The sequence below is a fragment of the Xanthomonas sp. PPL134 genome (assembly GCF_040595915.1).
GTDB lineage: Bacteria > Pseudomonadota > Gammaproteobacteria > Xanthomonadales > Xanthomonadaceae > Xanthomonas_A > Xanthomonas_A indica.
In genome coordinates this window covers 559,985-578,161 of the sequence record NZ_JAMDLL010000001.1, presented here as the reverse complement: position 1 = coordinate 578,161, position 18,177 = coordinate 559,985, and the positions used below count along the sequence as shown (strand labels likewise).

The 18,177-nt window shown below is 67.9% G+C and carries 13 protein-coding genes; 7 read left to right on the top strand and 6 right to left on the bottom strand.

Going from position 1 to position 18,177, the window contains the following annotated elements:
• Nucleotides 1-8: 8 nt before the first annotated feature.
• Complete coding sequence (gene rimO / locus M3U25_RS02555; RefSeq protein WP_355495155.1) at nucleotides 9-1,397, bottom strand: 30S ribosomal protein S12 methylthiotransferase RimO; 1,389 nt, start codon at nucleotides 1,395-1,397, stop codon at nucleotides 9-11.
• 162 nt (nucleotides 1,398-1,559) lie between these two features.
• Between rimO and M3U25_RS02550 the strand changes: the two genes are divergently transcribed.
• Genes M3U25_RS02550 through M3U25_RS02540 form a run of 3 tightly spaced genes read left to right on the top strand, consistent with a single transcriptional unit; the run spans nucleotide 1,560 to nucleotide 2,835 of the window.
• A complete protein-coding gene (locus M3U25_RS02550; RefSeq protein ID WP_242156679.1) occupies nucleotides 1,560-2,222 on the top strand; it encodes a dienelactone hydrolase family protein in 663 nt (220 codons plus the stop codon).
• Nucleotides 2,223-2,230: 8 nt separating this feature from the next.
• Nucleotides 2,231-2,638 carry an HIT family protein gene (locus M3U25_RS02545; protein ID WP_355495159.1) on the top strand — a complete coding sequence of 136 codons (408 nt, stop codon included), beginning with the start codon at nucleotides 2,231-2,233 and terminating at the stop codon, nucleotides 2,636-2,638.
• Between the two features lie 29 nt (nucleotides 2,639-2,667).
• Complete coding sequence (locus tag M3U25_RS02540; protein WP_003467495.1) at nucleotides 2,668-2,835, top strand: DUF5668 domain-containing protein; 168 nt, start codon at nucleotides 2,668-2,670, stop codon at nucleotides 2,833-2,835.
• Nucleotides 2,836-2,967: 132 nt separating this feature from the next.
• Here the strand turns inward: M3U25_RS02540 and M3U25_RS02535 are convergent, their stop codons facing one another.
• The 3 genes from M3U25_RS02535 to apbC form a co-directional block, all read right to left on the bottom strand.
• Nucleotides 2,968-3,495 (bottom strand): RDD family protein, encoded by a 528-nt coding sequence (locus M3U25_RS02535; RefSeq protein ID WP_355495166.1) that lies wholly within the window; start codon nucleotides 3,493-3,495, stop codon nucleotides 2,968-2,970.
• Nucleotides 3,496-3,533: 38 nt separating this feature from the next.
• Nucleotides 3,534-4,106, bottom strand: coding sequence for a dCTP deaminase (gene dcd / locus M3U25_RS02530; protein WP_010340509.1), 573 nt, complete (start codon nucleotides 4,104-4,106; stop codon nucleotides 3,534-3,536).
• Nucleotides 4,107-4,233: 127 nt separating this feature from the next.
• A complete protein-coding gene (gene apbC, locus M3U25_RS02525) occupies nucleotides 4,234-5,085 on the bottom strand; it encodes an iron-sulfur cluster carrier protein ApbC (RefSeq protein WP_160947778.1) in 852 nt (283 codons plus the stop codon).
• A 759-nt stretch (nucleotides 5,086-5,844) separates the two neighbouring features.
• Between apbC and M3U25_RS02520 the strand changes: the two genes are divergently transcribed.
• Nucleotides 5,845-8,604: a TonB-dependent receptor gene (locus M3U25_RS02520; RefSeq protein WP_355496325.1), complete on the top strand. Its 2,760-nt coding sequence runs from the start codon at nucleotides 5,845-5,847 to the stop codon at nucleotides 8,602-8,604.
• A 283-nt stretch (nucleotides 8,605-8,887) separates the two neighbouring features.
• The gene (locus M3U25_RS02515) at nucleotides 8,888-9,226 is read left to right on the top strand and encodes a cupin domain-containing protein (RefSeq protein WP_355495171.1); all 339 of its coding nucleotides are present in this window, start codon (nucleotides 8,888-8,890) and stop codon (nucleotides 9,224-9,226) included.
• A gap of 175 nt (nucleotides 9,227-9,401) precedes the next feature.
• Here M3U25_RS02515 and M3U25_RS02510 read toward each other — a convergent pair whose 3' ends face one another.
• Nucleotides 9,402-10,967: a sulfotransferase gene (locus M3U25_RS02510; protein ID WP_355495173.1), complete on the bottom strand. Its 1,566-nt coding sequence runs from the start codon at nucleotides 10,965-10,967 to the stop codon at nucleotides 9,402-9,404.
• A gap of 454 nt (nucleotides 10,968-11,421) precedes the next feature.
• Here M3U25_RS02510 and M3U25_RS02505 point away from each other — a divergent pair, with 454 nt between their 5' ends.
• Both M3U25_RS02505 and M3U25_RS02500 read left to right on the top strand, forming a co-directional pair.
• A complete protein-coding gene (locus M3U25_RS02505; RefSeq protein WP_355495176.1) occupies nucleotides 11,422-14,229 on the top strand; it encodes a TonB-dependent receptor in 2,808 nt (935 codons plus the stop codon).
• A gap of 73 nt (nucleotides 14,230-14,302) precedes the next feature.
• Nucleotides 14,303-16,309, top strand: a complete 2,007-nt coding sequence (locus tag M3U25_RS02500; RefSeq protein ID WP_355495179.1) for a S9 family peptidase — start codon at nucleotides 14,303-14,305, stop codon at nucleotides 16,307-16,309.
• A gap of 123 nt (nucleotides 16,310-16,432) precedes the next feature.
• On the opposite strand, the gene M3U25_RS02495 is transcribed toward M3U25_RS02500, so the two are convergent.
• On the bottom strand, nucleotides 16,433-18,025 hold the full coding sequence (locus tag M3U25_RS02495; RefSeq protein WP_355495182.1) for an NAD(P)/FAD-dependent oxidoreductase: 1,593 nt from the start codon (nucleotides 18,023-18,025) through the stop codon (nucleotides 16,433-16,435).
• Nucleotides 18,026-18,177: the final 152 nt, after the last annotated feature.

The window sequence follows — 18,177 nt, the reverse complement described above, 5'->3', positions numbered from 1 at the left end:
CTGCGGCCTCAGAGCACCCGCAGGTCCAGCGGTTTTGCCGGCGACGCTTGCACCGGCAGCGCATCGCCGAACAGGTCGTGCTCGTCGCTGTCTGTGATCTCCACCTGCACCAGGTCGCCCGGCTTCAGCCCCAGCTCGCCGCCGTTCTGGATATGCACCAGGCCATCGATCTCCGGCGCATCGGCCTTGGAGCGCGCCACCGCGATGCCATCCTCCAGCAGGTCGACCAGGCACTCCTGCACGCTGCCGATCTTGGCCTCCAGGCGCGCGGCGGAAATCGCCGCCTGCCGTTCCATGAAGCGCGCCAGCCGCTCCTGCTTGAGTGCTTCCGGCACCGGATCCGGCAGCGCGTTGGCGCTGGCGCCTTCCACCGGCGAATAGGCGAACGCGCCAACGCGGTCCAGCTGCGCGGCGTCCAGGAACTCCAGCAACTGCTCGAACTCGGCGTCGGTCTCGCCGGGGAAGCCGACGATGAAGGTCGAACGCAGGGTGATCTCCGGGCACAGCGCGCGCCAGCGCTGCACGCGCTCCAGGGTGCGCTCCACCGCGCCCGGCCGCTTCATCAGCTTGAGGATGCGCGGGCTGGCATGCTGGAACGGAATGTCCAGGTACGGCAGCAGCTTGCCCTCGGCCATCAGCGGAATCACGTCGTCCACGTGCGGATACGGGTACACGTAGTGCAGGCGCGCCCACGCGCCCAGTTCCGACAGGCCCTCGCACAGCGCCTTCATCCGCGTCTGGTAGGCGCGGCCGCGCCACTCGCGCTCGGCGTACTTGAGGTCCACGCCGTAGGCCGAGGTGTCCTGCGACACCACCAGCAACTCGCGCACCCCGCCCTTCACCAACCGCTCGGCCTCGCGCAGCACCTCGTCGACCGGGCGCGACACCAGGTCGCCGCGCATCGACGGAATGATGCAGAAGCTGCAGCGGTGATTGCAGCCCTCGGAAATCTTCAGATAGGCGTAATGCCGCGGCGTCAGCTTGACCCCGATGTCGTCCTCGGCGCCCCGCGCGCGCGGCAGCAGGTCGACGAACGGGTCGTGGCGCGGCGGCAACGCCGCATGCACCGCTTCCATCACGCTCTGGTAGTCCTGCGGGCCGGACACCGCCAGCACGTCCGGATAGGCCGCGCGGATCTGCTCCGAACGCTTGCCCAGGCAGCCGGTGACGATGACTTTGCCGTTCTCGGCCATGGCCTCGCCGATCGCCTCCATCGACTCGGCCACCGCCGAATCGATGAAGCCGCAGGTGTTGACCACCACCACGTCGGCCGCGTCGTAGCTGGGCACGATCGCGTAACCCTCCACGCGCAGCTGGGTGAGGATGCGTTCGGAATCGACAAGGGCCTTCGGGCAGCCAAGGCTGACGAAGCCGACTTTGGGGGTCGCGAGAGACATTGGGGCCGGGGTCCGGGGGCCTGGGAGAAAAACAGCGCGCGAAGTATACCGGGCCGCGGCCGGGGCCGCCGGCGCGGCCGCAGCCGCGCGTGAGGCCACTCACCCCGACTTAGCCTGGGCCATGGATAATCCGCCGCTTCCCCCACGCCACAGGAATGCCGTATGGGCCACTGGACCACGCTCGACACCGCTCACGGCCAGGTTTCCGCCTGGCACGCCCTGCCCGAGGGCACGCCGCGCGGCGGCCTGGTGGTCATCCAGGAGATCTTCGGGGTGACCGACTACATCCGCCAGGTCGCCGACCGCTACGCCGCGCACGGCTACGAAGTGCTGGCGCCGGCGCTGTTCGATCCGGTGGAAAAGGACGCGCAGCTGGCCTACGACCAGGAGGGCGTGCGCAAGGGCCTGGAACTGGTCGGCGCGCTCGGCTTCGACCGCGCCCTGGACATCGTGCAGGCGGCCGCGCAGGCGCTGGCGCCGGCCGGCAAGGTCGGCACCCTGGGCTACTGCTGGGGCGGCAGCGTCGCGCTGCTGTCGGCGCTGCGCCTGGGCCTGCCCTCGGTGAGCTACTACGGCGGCCGCAACACCCAGTTCCTGGACGAGACGCCGAAGGCGCCGGTGCTGTTCCACTTCGGCGCGCAGGACGGCAGCATTCCGGCCGACTCGATCCAGCAGCACCGCGAGAAGCTGCCGCAGATGCAGACCTTCGTGTACCCGGCCGGGCATGGCTTCGACCGCCACGTGGATCCGAACCACTACGACGCCGATAGCGCCGAGCTCGCCCGCGAACGCAGCCTGGCGTTCCTCGCCGAGCACCTGGGCTGAGCCGCGGCATGGCCGACTTCGTCCTGGACCCGCGGCTGCAGGCCGACAGCGCGTTCGTCGCCGACGGGCCGCTGTCGCAGGTGCGGCTGATGGACGACGCCCGCTTCCCGTGGCTGCTGCTGGTGCCGCGGGTGGCCGAGGCCAGCGAGTGGATCGACCTGGACGGCGGCCAGCAGCGCCTGCTGCTGGCCGAGATCAACCAGCTCTCGCAGTTGCTGCGGCAGGAGCCGGGCGTGCACAAGCTCAACATCGGCGCACTGGGCAACGTGGTGCGGCAACTGCACGTGCATGTGCTGGGGCGGCATCCGGGCGATGCCGCCTGGCCCGGCCCGGTGTGGGGCAGCGGCGCGGCGCAGCGGCTGCCGGCCGAGGAACTGCAGGCGCGTATTGCGGCGTGGCGCCAGCGGCTACGATAGGCGCCCTTTTTTGCGGAAGCCGCGCCTCCATGAAATCCAATGTAATCGCCGCCATCGTGCTGATCGTGATCGGCCTGGTGTTCCTGGCCAACAACCTGGGCTGGACCAACCTGAGCCTGGGCCGGCTGATCGCCACCTGGTGGCCGGCGATCCTGGTCGCGGTCGGCGTCGGCATGCTGTTCGGCCGCGGCAAGTAGGTGGGGCGAGGATTGAGGATTCGGGAGTGGGGATTCGCGAAAGCGTTTCCCCCACTCTTAGCTGCTGCGTCGCGCTAGCGGCTTTCGGGGCGGCCCCTCCAAACGCAGGGGCGCCGTGTCGCGACCGCGGGCTCAGCGGCGGACGTTGACCACGCGGGTGCCGGCGATCAGGTCGTGCAGGCAGCGCTTGTCCTGGCGGAAGATGAACAGCGCGTCGACCAGGGCGTAGAGGCCGCCGACGATCGGCAGCAGCGAGATCGCCTGGGTCGGCAGATAGCGCAACGCGATCAGGCGCCAGAACGGCGGCTGCCCGCCGTCCAGGTCGGCGATGCGGATCCACAGCAGCTTCTTGCCCCAGGTCTGGCCGCTCTTGGCCAGCGGGTAGCCCTGCACCAGCAGGAAGATCACCATGCCCAGCACGCCGTAGCCCAGCGTGGCCAGAAACGACACCTGCACGCCGCTGCGTGCGGCCTCCATGACCTCGCCGAAGTAGCCGGTCAGCGCCGCCACCGGGAGGAACGTCGCCAACGAAATCACGCCGTCGATCAGCGCGGCGCCGAGGCGCTCGCCACGGCCGGCGAGGACCTCGCCGCCGGCGGTGTCCGGCAGCGCGGGCGGCAGCGCCGCGTCGGGGGCCTGGTAGGGATTGGGGTCGTTCATTGCGCGCTCCTTGTGCTGTGAAAGATCGGGTCGGGCGGTCAGGTCTTGGGCAGGGTCACGCCGGTCTGGCCCTGGTACTTGCCGCCGCGGTCCTTGTAGCTGGTCTCGCAGACGTCGTCGGCATCGGACTGGAAGAACAACATCTGCGCCACGCCCTCGTTGGCGTAGATGCGCGCCGGCAGCGGCGTGGTGTTGCTGAATTCCAGGGTCACGTGCCCTTCCCACTCCGGTTCCAGCGGGGTGACGTTGACGATGATGCCGCAGCGCGCATAGGTGCTCTTGCCCAGGCACACCACCAGGGTGTCGCGCGGGATGCGGAAGAACTCCACGGTGCGCGCCAGCGCGAAGCTGTTGGGCGGGATGATGCACTCGTCGGCCTCGATGTCGACGAAGCTCTTGGGGTCGAAGTGCTTGGGGTCGACGATGGTCGAGTTGATGTTGGTGAACACCTTGAACTCGCGCGAGCAGCGCACGTCGTAACCGTAGCTGGAGGTGCCGTAGCTGACGATGCGCTGGCCGTCGACCTGCTTGACCTGGCCCGGTTCGTAGGGCGCGATCATGCCGTGCTGTTCGGACATGCGGCGGATCCAGCGGTCGCTCTTGATGCTCATGGGGGTTCCTGATGCGGTGGCGGCGGCCGCAGCCTGCACGCCGGGAACGCGGCCAGCGAAGGGGCCGGCCGCAATAGCCGGCGATTCTAGCCGGTGCAGGGCATTCGCGGCAGGCGCCGCGTGCCGCTCAGCGCAAGGCCGCGGAGATCGGGATAGCCGCGCGCGGGCGCTTGCGCAGCTCTTCGGTCAGGCGCTGCGCGGTGGCCAGGTAGGCCTGCGCCGCGGCCGACGCCGGCGCGGCGGCCACCACCGGGGTGCCGGCGTCGCCCTGCTCGCGGATCGCGATCGCCAGCGGCAGCGACCCCAGCAGCGGCACGCCGTACTGCTGCGCCATGCGCTGGCCGCCGCCCTCGCCGAACAGGTGCTCGACATGGCCGCACTGGCTGCAGGTGTGCACCGCCATGTTCTCGACGATGCCCAGCACCGGCACCTCGACCTTCTCGAACATCTTCAGCGCCTTCTTCGCGTCCAGCGTGGCGATGTCCTGCGGGGTGGTGACGATCACCGCCCCGGCCACCGGGATCTTCTGCGCCAGGGTCAACTGGATGTCGCCGGTGCCCGGCGGCAGGTCGATCAGCAGGTAGTCCAGGTCGTCCCACAAGGTGTCGGCGAACAACTGGGTAAGCGCCGAGGTCGCCATCGGGCCGCGCCAGATCATCGGCGTGTCCTGGTCCACCAGCAGCCCGATCGACATCGCTTCGATGCCGAACGCACGCATCGGCTCGATGCTCTTGTCGTCCGGGCTGTCCGGACGCCCGCTCAGGCCGAGCATGGCCGGCACGCTGGGGCCGTAGACATCGGCGTCCAGCACGCCGACACGCGCGCCCTGGCGCTGCAGGGCCAGGGCCAGGTTCACGGCAGTGGTGGACTTGCCCACCCCGCCCTTGCCGGAGCCGACGGCGATGACGTTACGGATGCGCGGGTGCGGAGCGAGCTTGGGCTGGACGGCGTGGGCGGGGAGACGGGGGCGTTCGGTCATCGGGAACTCAATCAGGAAGCGTCCGGCAGCGCACGCAGCGGTGCACGGGACAAAGAGGACACATGGCCCGCGAATGGGCCGCGGGCAGCGGCAGCGTCGCGGGCCGCACAGACACATGACTATACAAGTGTCCCCGTGCAGGGTCCCGCGGCAACGCGACCGCTGGCGAATTTGCGCAAATGGCACCTCGGTAGCCGCAGCGGCGCGCCATTCGCCCGGGCCGGCCATCGGGGCGGACACCGACCCGTACAGGAGCCCGATGCAGGGATGCCAGGCGGTCGACGGCACGACACACGCCGCCACGCCCCACGATGGCGAATCTCGCTCACCGAAATGGTGCGCCGTCAACCTGACCAAGCCGCCGGAGACATCGATACCAGCTAATGGGGGCGGGCCCTCCCGGGCGCGCCTCGCACCGACGCAACGAAGTTCAGAAACCTGTACCTGTAATGCCCCGCAATGGTGCAAAGCAGCGTGGGATTTGTCTACACATACGCCGAAGCCCGCTGTTTACCGACGTTTCCTGCGTGTTCACGGCACTTTTCGCTTGTAGACGAAAAAAGTGACACCTATGTACAAACGGCGTTAAGTCCGTGTTACGTTTGGGTTGGTCGCAGGATGCGACCCCACTTTCAAGGCACATGTCGCGGCACGAGGCCCCTCGCCTTATCGATTGATTTTCGGGGATAGAGAAAGATGACTGCTCGTCATACTCGTAGTTTCAAGCACAGCCACCTGAGTGCCGCGCTGGCCTCCGCCATGCTTGTCCCGGCCGCGTTCGCCGCCTTCGCGCAGGACGCCACGACCGACGGCAAGACCGACAAGGCGACGGATCTGGAGAAGATCACCGTCACCGGCTCGCTGATTCCGCAGACCGAGATCGAGACCGCCACCCCGGTCACCACGATCAATGCCGAAGAGATCAAGGCGCGCGGCTTCAGCACCGTCGCCGACGTGCTGCAGAAGAGCTCGTTCGCCACCGGCGGCGTGCAGGGCGGGCAGAGCTCGGGCACCTTCACCCAGGGCGCGAAGACGGTGAGCCTGTTCGGCCTGCCGCCGGGCTACGTGAAGTACCTGATCGACGGCCGTCCGATGTCGAACTACCCGGCGCTGTACAACGGCAGCGACACCTTCAACAACATCAGCGGCATTCCGATCGACCTGGTCGACCGCATCGAGATCCTGCCGGGCGGCCAGTCGTCGCTGTACGGCTCCGACGCGATCGCCGGCGTCATCAACGTCATCCTCAAGAAGAAGATGGACGGCGCGGTGTTCAGCATCCGCGGCGGCGGCTACTCCGAGGGCGGCGGCAGCAACTTCCGCGCGACCTTCGCCGACGGCTGGACCTCGGCCGACGGCCGCACCAGCGTCCTGGGCGGCGTGCAGTACGAAGAAAAGGATCCGATCTGGGCCTACCAGCGCGACCTGACCAAGCAGTTCAACACGCAGGGCTACACCCCGCAGTTGGCGAGCCGCGATTTTCTGGTCTACGGTTACAACACCAGTTACAACTTCCTGGATCCGGCCAGGTGCGGCAATGTGACTGGGCTGTTCGGAGGCACAGAGGGCCTGCAGCAACGTCCCGGTTTTGGCGACACCTACTACTGCGGTTCCAAGTACACCCCGGGCTACCGCACCCTGGACAGTGGAAATAAGTCGCTGCAGGCTTACGTACACGCCACCCACGACCTGAACGACAACGTGCAGTTGTACGGCGATGTGCTCTACAGCCATGACGAGGTCAAATACAACTCTGGCTCCAACTACATCTGGTGGGGTACCTCCGCCGACTTCGGCTATTACTACGACCCAAGAGTGGGCGACTTGCTGAATCTGCAGCGCGCGTTCGCGCCTGAAGAAATGGGCATCAACGGCATCAAGGACACGATGAGCCGCGACAAGAGCGACTCGGTACGTGTGACCTTCGGCGCCCAGGGCCAACTCGGCCAGTCGAGCTGGGACTACGATGCCGGCGTCACCTACACGCAGTACAAGCTGGAAGAGCGCCAGCTGGTCCGCTACAAGAACGCGATCGACCAGTTCTTCGTAGACCGTGTACTGGGCCCGCAGCTCGGCCTTGATCCGTTCTACGGCGCTTATCCGGTGTTTACGCCAAACTACGCCGCCTTCTACACGCCGATCAGCCAAGCAGACTTCGCCAGCTTCACCGGCCAGGCCACCAACAAGAGCAAGACCTCCGACGGCATGATTCGCCTGCAGGCCACCAACGGCAAGCTGTTCAGCCTGCCAGGCGGCGACGCCGGCCTCGCGGTGGTCGCCGAGTATGGCAAGCAGAAGTGGGACTACGATCCGGACCCGGTGATTCTCAACGGCGAAGTCTGGGGCCTGACCTCGGTGGCCGGCGGTGGCCAGCGCGACCGCTACGCGCTGACCTCGGAACTGCGCATGCCGGTGTTCGACCCGTTGACCATCACCCTGGCCGGCCGTTACGACGCGTTCAAGGCCAGCGGCCGCACCATCGACAAGCCGACCTACAGCATCTCGCTGGAGTACCGTCCGTTCGAGACCCTGCTGCTGCGCGGCAAGTACGGCACCGCATTCCGCGCGCCGACCCTGTCCGACCTGTACCAGGGCCAGAGCGGCTACTACAACAGCGTCATCGACTACTACCAGTGCGCGCAGCGCGGCTATCTGCCGGGCAACACGGACTTCTGCCCCCCGGCTTACTCCAACCGTCAATTTAGGGGGACCTCGTCAGGCAACCTGGATCTGAAGCCGATCAATGCGGATGTGTGGAGCGCCGGCTTCGTGTGGTCGCCGGTGGATCGCATGGCGCTGACCGTCGACTACCTCAACTGGGACATCAGCGATGAGGTCACCCAGCAGAGCGCCAATGGCCTGAGCCTGCAGGATTACCGTTGCCGCGCCGGCATCGACGATGCCGCTTCGGCGCTGTGCCAGGCCACGTTCTCCCAGGTCACCCGTAACACCTCTGGTCAGATCATCGGCATCTACACGCCGAAGATCAACGTCTCCAACCAGAAGCTGGAAGCGGTCACCGCCTCGTTCCGCTATGGCTATGACTTCGGCCGCTGGGGCGACCTGAGCACCATCGTCAGCTACAGCGAGAACCTGCGCCACAAGTACGTGCGTTATGCAGGCGACAAGCCGGTGGATCTGCTGAACGACCCGTACTGGAGCACCGACCCGAAGCGCAAGTCGGACGCCTCGTTGACCTGGGACATCGGCAAGTTCTCGACCACTTGGTACGCGAGCTGGTTCGACAAGACCCCGAACTACGCCGCTACTATCAGCGCAGCTGGCTACGCAGCTCCTCGCGCCGGCAAATTGCCGTCGTACATCACCCACAACGCCAGCGTCACTTACAAGGCGTTCGAGGGCCTGGAGTTGTCGCTGATGGTGACAAACGTGTTCAACAAGATGCCGCCGTTCGACGCGTCCTATCAGGGCAGCGCACAGTGGGCGTACAACGAATACAACTTCGATGTGTACGGCCGTGCGTACTACCTGGAAATGCGTTACTCGTTCGGCAAGTAAGAGCGGACGCAGGGAGTCACGAAGCCCACCCGCAAGGGTGGGCTTTTTTTTGCCTTGCATTCGCGGCCCGCTCGGCGATCCGGCAATCGCGGAAGCCTGCCCATCGACGCATCGGCCACCCCCCGCCAGACGCGCGCGATTCGCGCACGACAGCGTTCCGGCACCGCGGCCGCCGGCGCGGGCCGCCCATGCTGTAATCGCGCCCAGCGCATCCGTCGTCGCCGATACCTGCATCCTCGTCGACGCCTCCGATGCCGCAATGCTTCCCATGGAGATACCCGGCATGCCGCGTCGCGACTTCGATCCGGCCACCTTCGCCGCGGATGGGCACGGCGTCGTCGCCGGCGCCGCCCTGGGCGGCGCAGTCACCGTGCTGACCTACGGCACCGAGGCGATCGGCGACGGTCCGCCGCTCCATGTCCACCCCTACGACGAAACCTTCGTGGTATTGACCGGACGTGCACGGTTCTTCGTCGGCGACAGGACGCTCGAGGCGGCGGCTGGCGAGGTGGTCTTCGGCCCCGCCGGCGTGCCGCACCGATTCGAGAACCTGGGGCCGGGCCGCCTGCAGACGATGGACATCCAGCATTCGCCGACCTGGATCCAGACCGATCTCGACTAGGCGAGGCCAGCCACGCGCGTGGCGGCAGCGGCGCCGCACTCAGCAACGCTGCGCAGACAAGCACCTAGCGCGCCTCGCCGCGCACCTCGCCTGCATCACGCGCAAGGACGCGGGTCGAATACGACAGCGACCGGCGACGGATCGGTGGAGACCGGCCGCATGGCCGGCCCAGCGGTTACGGGTAGAAAGAAGACAATAGCGCTTTGAGTTCGTCCAGATCCTCGCCGTAGCGCTGCCAGCGGCCCATGTAGGAACGCGTCATCGACGTGCGCACCTGCACCACGCTGGCGGTGGCCACCGGCGCCTGGTTCTGCTCGAAATGCAGGCAAGCCGCGTCCCAGGGCAGGCCGCAGAAGTCCAGCAACCGGCGCGTGGTCGGCTCCTGCGCGGTCACCAGGTCCTCGTAGTCGACCTGCAGGATGCGCTGCGGCAGCACCGCGTTCCAGTGCGCCATCAGCCGGTCGAACATCAGGAAGTAGCGGCCGACATCCATCAGGTCGAAGGAATAGTCGTAGTACGGCGAGGACAGCGCGAACAGCTGGCGGAAGTTGCTCAGGCAGGTATCCATCGGATCGCGCCGCAGGCACACGATCTTCGCCTTCGGCAAGGCGCGCGCGATGTGGCCGGCGTAAAGGAAATTGTGCGGCAGCTTGTCCACGAAGCGCGGCTTCAGCGCGGTGCCGGGGCGCGTGGATTCGACATAGCCGCGGCCGAGCGCACGCCAGTCCAGTCCCTGCACCTGGCTGAGCGTGGCGACGTCGAGGATCTCCGGCGATGGCGTGCCGGTCAGGCGCTTGAGCACCACCGAGAAGTTCTGCAGCTCCCCCGCCGAGTGCACCTGCGGATGGCTGGACAGGATCCGGTCGACCAGGGTGGTGCCGCTGCGCGGCATGCCGATCACGAAGATCGGCTCCTCGCTGTCGAAGCCCGCCACCGGCGCGTCGTCGGCGCGGAAGGTCCGATGCAGGGCGTCGAACAGGCGCGCATCGCGCTCGGAGGTATAGCCGCGCGCCCGCTTGTGTACCGACTTGCCCTGTACATAACCACGGAAGGCCGCGCGGTAGTCGCCGAGGTCCTCGTGCTCCTTGGCCAGCGCCAGGTTCAGGTACAGCACCGCGTCCGGAGTGTCGCCGGCCGACGCCAGCGCGGCGTCGAGCAAGGCCAGATTGTTCTCTTCCGGCGTCCACTTGCGCAGCTGCGACAGCGACAGATACACCTTCCAGTAGCGCGGCTCCAGCGCCAGGCAGGCGCGGTATTCGGCCTCGGCCTCCTGCAGCCGCCCGGAGAACAGCAGCGAGGTGCCCAGGTTGTAGCGGAAGCTGGCCTGCTGCGGCGCCGCCTGCACCGCCAGCGTGAACGCCCGCAGCGACGCAGCATGTTCGTTGACCTGGCTATAGACCACGCCCAGCGTGTCCAGGGTATGCGCATCGGTGGGCTGCAAGGCCATCGCATGATCGGCGAAACGCTGCGCATCCTGCAGGAATCGCCCCATCGCCAGCACCCGCGCCAGTTGCGCCGCGTAGTCGGCGCGCTCGGGGTTCAGGGTCGCCGCCTGATGCAGGTGCATGGCCGCAACCTGCATCTGCTGCAGCTCCAGCGCCGCCACGCCGGCGACGAAATGCACGCCCGGATGCTGCGGCAAGGCCTGCAGCAGATGTTGCGCGATGCGCTGCGCCTGCGGCCAGTCGCTGCGGTTGAGCGCGGCGATGGCCTGGTTGTAGAGCTGAACCTGTTCGCTCATGGATGCGCCCGATCTCCCCTGGAAGGCTGGCCGCGGTGGCATGCAGGCCCGCGACGGTCTCCGATTATGACTGCAGCGCAGCATGCGCGTGCACGCCGAGGGTGTCTGCCGCCCGTGGCTGACGCATGCGCCACGTTGGGCGAACGCGGTGCGAAACACCGCTCGCCTGGATGGAAGCGCCGCCGCGACAAGCAGTTACGTCAGCCCTGACCCCAGCGCGCAGCCGTCGAGGCGGCCCCTACAGCAGGCCCGCTTCAAAACCATGTCATGTAACGAAAATTTTTCGTTACTTTTCCGATTCGTTCATGCTACGGTCACGAAACGTGAAACGGACCTCACACTCTCTACACGTACCTGTCCAGGAAGGGACCCGGGTACTGCACATGCATCTAGGGGAAATTTGTCAATGTCAGTCAAAGCACCGACTCCCAAGCGGAGTCTTCTGGTCGTTGCTGTGTCCGCCATTCTGGCCCTGCCCGCCGCATCGGCGCTGGCGCAAAGCCAGCCCGCGAACGAGGAATCGGAAACGGAACAACTGACCGAGGCCACCGGCGCCAAGGCACGCACCCTCGAGAAGGTGACCGTCACCGGATCGCGCATCCAGCGCACCGAAGTCGAGGGCCCCTCGCCCGTCACCATCATCTCCGCCACCCAGATCGAGCGCGAAGGCTTCAACACCGTCTTCGATGCGCTGAGCACGCTCACCCAGGCCTCCGGCTCCACCCAGAACGAGCTGTTCCAGGGCGGCTTCACCCCCAACGCCAGCGTGATCAACCTGCGCGGCCTCGGCCCCGGCCGCACCCTGCTGCTGATCAACGGCCGCCGCGCCGCGGACTACCCGCTGCCGTACAACGGCCAGAGCAACTTCGCCAACTTCGGCAACATCCCGGCCGCGGCAGTCGATCGCATCGAGGTCCTCGCCGGCGGCGCCTCGGCCATCTACGGCTCCGACGCGGTCGCTGGCGTGGTCAACGTCATCCTCAAGACCAATTACGAGGGCGACCTGGTCAAGCTGCGCGGCAGCACGCTGACCCGCGGCGGCGGCGACACCGGCGACTTCCAGTGGATCGGCGGCAAGACCGGCGACCGCTGGAGCCTGACCTACGCCTTCGAATACACCGCCGGCGAGCCGCTGTACGGCTACCAGCGCGACTTCATGGATTCGGCGCTGGACAATCCGTTACCGCCGGACTTCGTCGGCATCCAGCCGACCGGCACCATGCGCGTGCGCCGCCGCACCGGCTCGACCGCCAACTCCTATTTCGCGCCGCCGGCCGGCGCGTGCGAACAGCTGGGCGACGAGTGGGTGCGCTGGAACTACCGCACTGCCAGCGCCAGCGGTGCCATCACCAACCTCGGCCAGGCCTGCGGCACGTTCAAGGACCCGGCCTACCAGACCATCCGCAACGAGAACAACGACCTGTCCGGCTACGCCTACGGCACCTTCGATTTCGACGGCGGCATGCAGGGCTGGGCCAGCCTGCAGGCGTGGTCCTCCGAGTCCAAGTACACCGCGGGCACCCAGTTCTGGTCCGGCCGCACCAATGGCGCGCTGTGGTTCGACCCCGGCTTCAACGCGCTGGTCGACGCGCAGCGCGTGTTCGCCCCGCAGGAAGCCGGCGGCGTCGAGCACCTGATGGCGCGCAACAAGGAGAAGTCCTACGACTTCGCCGCCGGCCTGCGCGGCAAGTGGGGCGACCGCTTCGACTGGGACCTGACCCTGTCGCGCGCCGAGTACAAGGTGAAGGTCGACCGGCCGCGCCTGGTGGCGTCGGCGGTCAACGACTACTTCCTGGGCCAGCAGCTGGGTACCCGCGTGGTCGGCGGCGCCACCTATCCGGTGTACCGCCTGAACCAGCAGCGCTACTACAGCGCGCTGACCCCGGACCAGTTCGCGGCGCTGAGCACCACGGTCAAGACCGACGCCAACTCGCACGTCAACCAGGGCAGCTTCGTCCTCTCCGGCGACCTGTTCGAACTGCCGGCCGGCGCACTGGGCTTCGCCGGCATCGTCGAAGCCTCGCAACAGGAGTACAAGCTCAATGCCGACCCGCGCATCCTGCCCGACTACACCGGCGCCGACCGTCCGTACAACCTCACCGGCACCGGCGGCGGCGGCAAGCGCGACCGCTACGCGCTGGGCGTGGAGCTGTCGATCCCGATCCTCAGTTCGCTGAAGGCGCACCTGGCCGGGCGCCTGGACAAGTACGACGACGTCACCGCGGTGGACGACGCCAAGACCTGGAACGCCGGCCTGGAATGGCGTCCGCTCGACAGCCTGCTGCTGCGCGGCTCCTACTCCACCAGCTTCCGCGCGCCCGACCTGCACTACGTGTTCGCCGATCGCAGCGGCTCGTTCTCCAGCATTTTCGACACCCGTCGCTGCCTGGAAAGCGGCCGCGCCGCGGCGCAGTGCCCGACCTCGGACACCACGGTGAACTACACCGCGTACGGCGTGCGCCAGGGCACCACCGACCTGTCCGAGGAAACCGGCACGTCGTGGACCGCCGGTTTCGTGTGGGACGTGCTCGAGGGCCTGTCGGTCACCGCCGACTACTACGACATCCGCCTGAAAAACGTGGTGGCCGACATCACCTCCACCTACATCCTCGACGGCGAAGCCGGCTGCGTGACCGGGCTGACCCGCAACCGCAACCCGTTCACCCTGGGTGCGCCGGGTTCGGCGTTCTGCGCCGACATGCTGTCGCGGGTGACCCGCCTCAGCGCGCCGGGCACGCCGAACGACGGCCAGATCACCGAGATCCGTCGCGGCCCGATCAACCGCGCCTTCCTCGGCACCAAGGGCATCGACGCGTCGCTGGACTACCGCCTGGACACCGACCGGCTGGGCGACTTCCGCTTCCAGGTGGGCTACTCGCACACCCTCGAGCAGAAGTCGGCCGAGTTCAAGGGCGACCCGATCCTCGACTACCGCGACGACCTGAGCAACTTCGACTTCCGCAGCCGCATCCGCACCACCGCAACCTGGCAGCGGAACGATTGGCAGGCGGCCGTGTTCATGCTCCGCTACGGCAGCCTGCCGAACTGGCAGGAAACCGGCCGCATCGCGCCGTACTTCATCTGGAACGCCAACGTGGGCAAGAAGCTGACCGACAAGCTGACGGTCAACTTCTACGTCAACAACGTGTTCGACAAGACCCACCCGAAGGACAGCGGCTACAACACGTATCCGTACTTCTGGCGTGCCTACAGCCCGTACGGCCGTGAAGTGGCGGCGGAGTTCCAGTACCGCTTCCGCTGAGCCGCGGCACGCGCACTGGAGGTCAGCGAGAGCCCGGCATCGGGCTCTCGCTGTGTGCAATCACGCAAAAAGGATGCTCGTGAAACGACTCGTTGCTTTCTGCGCGCTGGGGCTGTGCCTGCACGGCAGTGCCGCCGCGGCCGCGCCCCCGCCCATTTCGGATTTCGTCAAGCGCCCCACCTACAGTGCGGTCAAGATCTCGCCGGACGGTGAGTATCTCGCGCTCACCGTGGACCGCGGCGAACAGGACGTGCTGACCGTGCTCGGCACGCGCGACCTCAAGCCGATCAAGGTCAATGTACTGCCCGACGGCAAGAGCGTCGGCGCGTTCTACTGGACCGGCCGCAAGCGGCTGCTGTTCACCGCCGTCAAGAAGGTCGGTGCGTTCGAGCGGCCGATGGGCACCGGCGAATGGTTCGCGGTCGACGCCGACGGCAGCCAGCCGCGTACCCTGATCGAATACGGCACGCAAGGCGTCACCCAGCGCGGCAAGAGCGTGGGCCGCGAAGCCTTCTCATTACTCGACACGCTGCGCGACGACGAGCAGAACGTGGTCATGCAGGTGCGCTACCCGCGCTCCTCGGAGGGCGCCGGCACCGAGGTGGTGCTGATCGACACCCTCAGCGGGCGGCGCAAGTCGCTGGGCCGCGCGCCCAAGGCGAACTGCTCCATCGCCCTGGACGCCGCCAAGCAGCCCGCCTTCGCCACCTGCCAGAGCGACAAGGACGACGACACCGGCTACGACAGCCACAGCGAGGTGTACGCGCTGAAGGACGGCAAGTGGGAGCTGATCAACGCCAGCAAGGCCGACGGCGCGCGTCTGGACATCGCCTGGTCTACCGCCGACGGCCGCGTCTATGCCACCCGCGACGACGGCAAGGCGCCCGGTGCGTTCGGCTACCTGGATCCGCAGAGCGGACGTTTCGTTTCGCTGTTCCAGGACGCCACCAGCGAGGTCGCGCGCACCATCACCGCCACCGACGGCTCGGACACCGCACTGGCCGTCGTCACCGAGGCCGGCGCGCCGCAGGTCAAGCTGATCGACGAGGCGCATCCGGACGCGAGGCTGTACGCCAACCTGGCGGCGGCCTTTCCCGGCCAGTACGTCGACTTCGCCAGCGCCACCCGCACCGGCGACACCATCGTGGTCAGCGTGCGCAGCGACCAGAACCCCGGCGAGCTGTACCTGTACGAGCGCGCCACCGGCAAGGCGCGTTTCCTGATGAAGAGCCGGCCGTGGATCGATGCGGCGAAGATGGCCACGGTCACACCGATCCAGTTCACCGCCCGCGACGGCCTGCGCATCCACGGCTACCTCACCGTGCCGGCCGGGGCACAGGCCAAGAATCTGCCGCTGATCGTCAACGTGCACGGCGGGCCGATGGGGCCGCGCGACAGCTGGGGCTTCCATTCCGAGGCGCAACTGTTCGCCAGCCGCGGCTACGCCACATTGCAACTCAACTACCGCGGCTCCGGCGGCTTCGGCAAGGCGTTCATGGACCGTGCCTACGGGCAGTGGGACGGCGGCATCATGAACGACATCGTCGACGGTACGCAGTACGCGATCCAGCAGGGCCTGGTCGACAAATCGCGCATCTGCATCTACGGCGGCAGCTTCGGCGGCTACGCGGCGATGATGGCGCCGGTGCGCGCACCGGGCCTGTTCCAGTGCGCGTTCGGCTATGTCGGCATGTACGACGCCAAGCTCCAGCTGCGGCTCAGCGACACCAGCAAGAGCGAGAGCGGCAGGCGCTACCTGCTGCGCGCCTTCGGCAGCAGCAGTGCCGAGCAGGAGCGGATGTCGCCGATCCATCACGTACAGGCGCTGACCCTGCCGATCTACCTCGCCGCCGGTGCCCGCGACGACCGCTGCCCGCCGGAGCACACCGAAGCGCTGGCCAAGGCATTGCAGGACGCCGGGCATCCGCCCGAAGGCGTGATCGTGCAATCCGGCGAAGGCCACGGCTTCTACAAGGAAGAGCACAACCTCAATCTCTATACCAGGATGCTGGCGTTCTTCGACGCGCATCTGGGCGGTCGCGCGCAGGCCGGCGCATCCGCGCAGGCCGGCACGCCCTGACCCGGCGCGCAGACAACGCCACGGCGCGCCGCCGTGGCCCGCGCGGCGCGCTGCACACGCCGCGCCTTTCCTCGCCCTGGCCGCCATGCCAGGGTTTTTTTTGCCCTGCCGCGGGACCGCCGCTCAGCCGCGCAGCAGCGCCATCGCCGCGTTGTGGCCGGGCGCGCCGGTCACGCCGCCGCCGGGATGGGTGCCGGAGCCGCACAGGAACAGGCCCGGGATCGCACCGCGGTACGCCGCCTGGCCGAGCATCGGCCGCGCGCTGAACAACTGGTTGAGGCTCAGCGCGCCATGGAAGATGTCGCCGCCGATCAGCCCGAAGGTGCGCTCCAGGTCCAGCGGGCTCAGCACCTGCCGGCCCAGCACCGAGGCGGCGAAGCCCGGCGCGTAGCGCTCGACGGTGGCGATCATCAGCTCGGCGACCTCGTCGCGGTGCGCGTCCCAGCTGCGCCCGTCCGGCAACTGCGGCGCCACGTGCTGGCAGAACAGGCTGGCCACGTGCTGGCCCGGTGGCGCCAGGCTATCGTCCAGGGTGCTGGGAATCAGCAACTCGACGATCGGCTCGCGCGACCAGCCATGCCGGCGCGCGTCGTGATAGGCGCGGTCCATGTAGTCCAGGCTCGGCGCCAGCACGATGCCGGCGGTGAGGTGGTCGCCCGGCCCCGGCAGCGCGCTGAAACTGGGCAGGCGCGACAGCGCCACGTTCATGCGGAAGGTGCCCGACCCGCAGCGCCAGTGCGCCATGCGCGCGCGGGTCGCGGCCGGCACGTGTGCCGGGTCGAGCAGGCGTTCGTACAGCAGCTTGGGATTGACGTTGGCGACCACGCGCCGCGCCCGCAACCGCTCGCCCTGCTCGGTGACCACGCCGACCGCGCGCCCGTCCTCGACCAGGATCTCGCGCACGCCCGCATCGGTGCGGATCTGCGCGCCGGCGGCGGTCGCGGCGCGCGCCATCGCCTGGGTGATCGCGCCCATGCCGCCCAGCGCATGACCCCAGGCGCCCTTGACCCCGTTGCTCTCGCCGAACACGTGGTGCAGCAGCACGTAGGCCGAGCCCGGCGTGTACGGGCTGGCGTAGTTGCCGACGATGCCGTCGAAGCCGAACAGCGCCTGCGCCGCATCGCTCTCGAACCAGCGCTGCAGATACTCGGCGGCGGAGATGGTGAACAGGTCCAGCAGGTCCTGGCGCAGTTCCGCGTCCAGCGCGTGCAGGCGACGGCCGAGGCGGCCAGCGCGCAGCAGTTCGGGCAAGGCCTGCAGCCAGCCGCCGTCGGTCACGTTCGGCGGCGGCTGCAGCGCCAGCGCCCGCAGCACGTCGGCGATGCCCTCCAGCCGCGCCTCGTAGGCCGGCAGGCGTGCGGCGTCGCGCGCTGAGAACTTGGCCAGTTCGGCCTGGGTGTGGCCGGCGCCGGTCAGCAGGTAGCGACCGTCCGGCAACGGCAGGAAGTTGTTGCGCCGGCGCGGCACGACGCGCAGGCCGTGCCCGGCCAGGTCGAGATCGGCGATCACCTTGGGCTGCAGCAGCGACACCGTGTAGGACGCCACCGAGTTGCGGAACCCGGGGTGGAATTCCTCGGTCACCGCGGCGCCGCCGACCACGCCACGCCGCTCCAGCACCGTCACCTTCCAGCCGGCCCGCGCCAGGTAGGCGGCGCAGACCAGGCCGTTGTGGCCGGCGCCCACGATCAGGGCATCGCATGGCGATTCACGGGTCATGGCCGCATGGTAAGCCAGCGCCGGCGGGCCTGCCGACCGGCAGGCGACGCGGCCGTCCCAGGGCCCAACGCGCGCAGCCGCCCATGACCTTCGACACCCCTGAAACCTCCCGTGGCGGCGTAGAGTCTCGCCACGGCCCGTGCGGGCCATTC

Coding starts and splice junctions, on each gene's coding strand:
- rimO (WP_355495155.1), bottom strand. CDS start 1,397: ATGTCTCTCGCGACCCCCAAAGTCGGCTTCGTCAGCCTTGGCTGCCCG.
- M3U25_RS02550 (WP_242156679.1), top strand. CDS start 1,560: ATGGGCCACTGGACCACGCTCGACACCGCTCACGGCCAGGTTTCCGCC.
- M3U25_RS02545 (WP_355495159.1), top strand. CDS start 2,231: ATGGCCGACTTCGTCCTGGACCCGCGGCTGCAGGCCGACAGCGCGTTC.
- M3U25_RS02540 (WP_003467495.1), top strand. CDS start 2,668: ATGAAATCCAATGTAATCGCCGCCATCGTGCTGATCGTGATCGGCCTG.
- M3U25_RS02535 (WP_355495166.1), bottom strand. CDS start 3,495: ATGAACGACCCCAATCCCTACCAGGCCCCCGACGCGGCGCTGCCGCCC.
- dcd (WP_010340509.1), bottom strand. CDS start 4,106: ATGAGCATCAAGAGCGACCGCTGGATCCGCCGCATGTCCGAACAGCAC.
- apbC (WP_160947778.1), bottom strand. CDS start 5,085: ATGACCGAACGCCCCCGTCTCCCCGCCCACGCCGTCCAGCCCAAGCTC.
- M3U25_RS02520 (WP_355496325.1), top strand. CDS start 5,845: ATGCTTGTCCCGGCCGCGTTCGCCGCCTTCGCGCAGGACGCCACGACC.
- M3U25_RS02515 (WP_355495171.1), top strand. CDS start 8,888: ATGCCGCGTCGCGACTTCGATCCGGCCACCTTCGCCGCGGATGGGCAC.
- M3U25_RS02510 (WP_355495173.1), bottom strand. CDS start 10,967: ATGAGCGAACAGGTTCAGCTCTACAACCAGGCCATCGCCGCGCTCAAC.
- M3U25_RS02500 (WP_355495179.1), top strand. CDS start 14,303: ATGCTCGTGAAACGACTCGTTGCTTTCTGCGCGCTGGGGCTGTGCCTG.
- M3U25_RS02495 (WP_355495182.1), bottom strand. CDS start 18,025: ATGACCCGTGAATCGCCATGCGATGCCCTGATCGTGGGCGCCGGCCAC.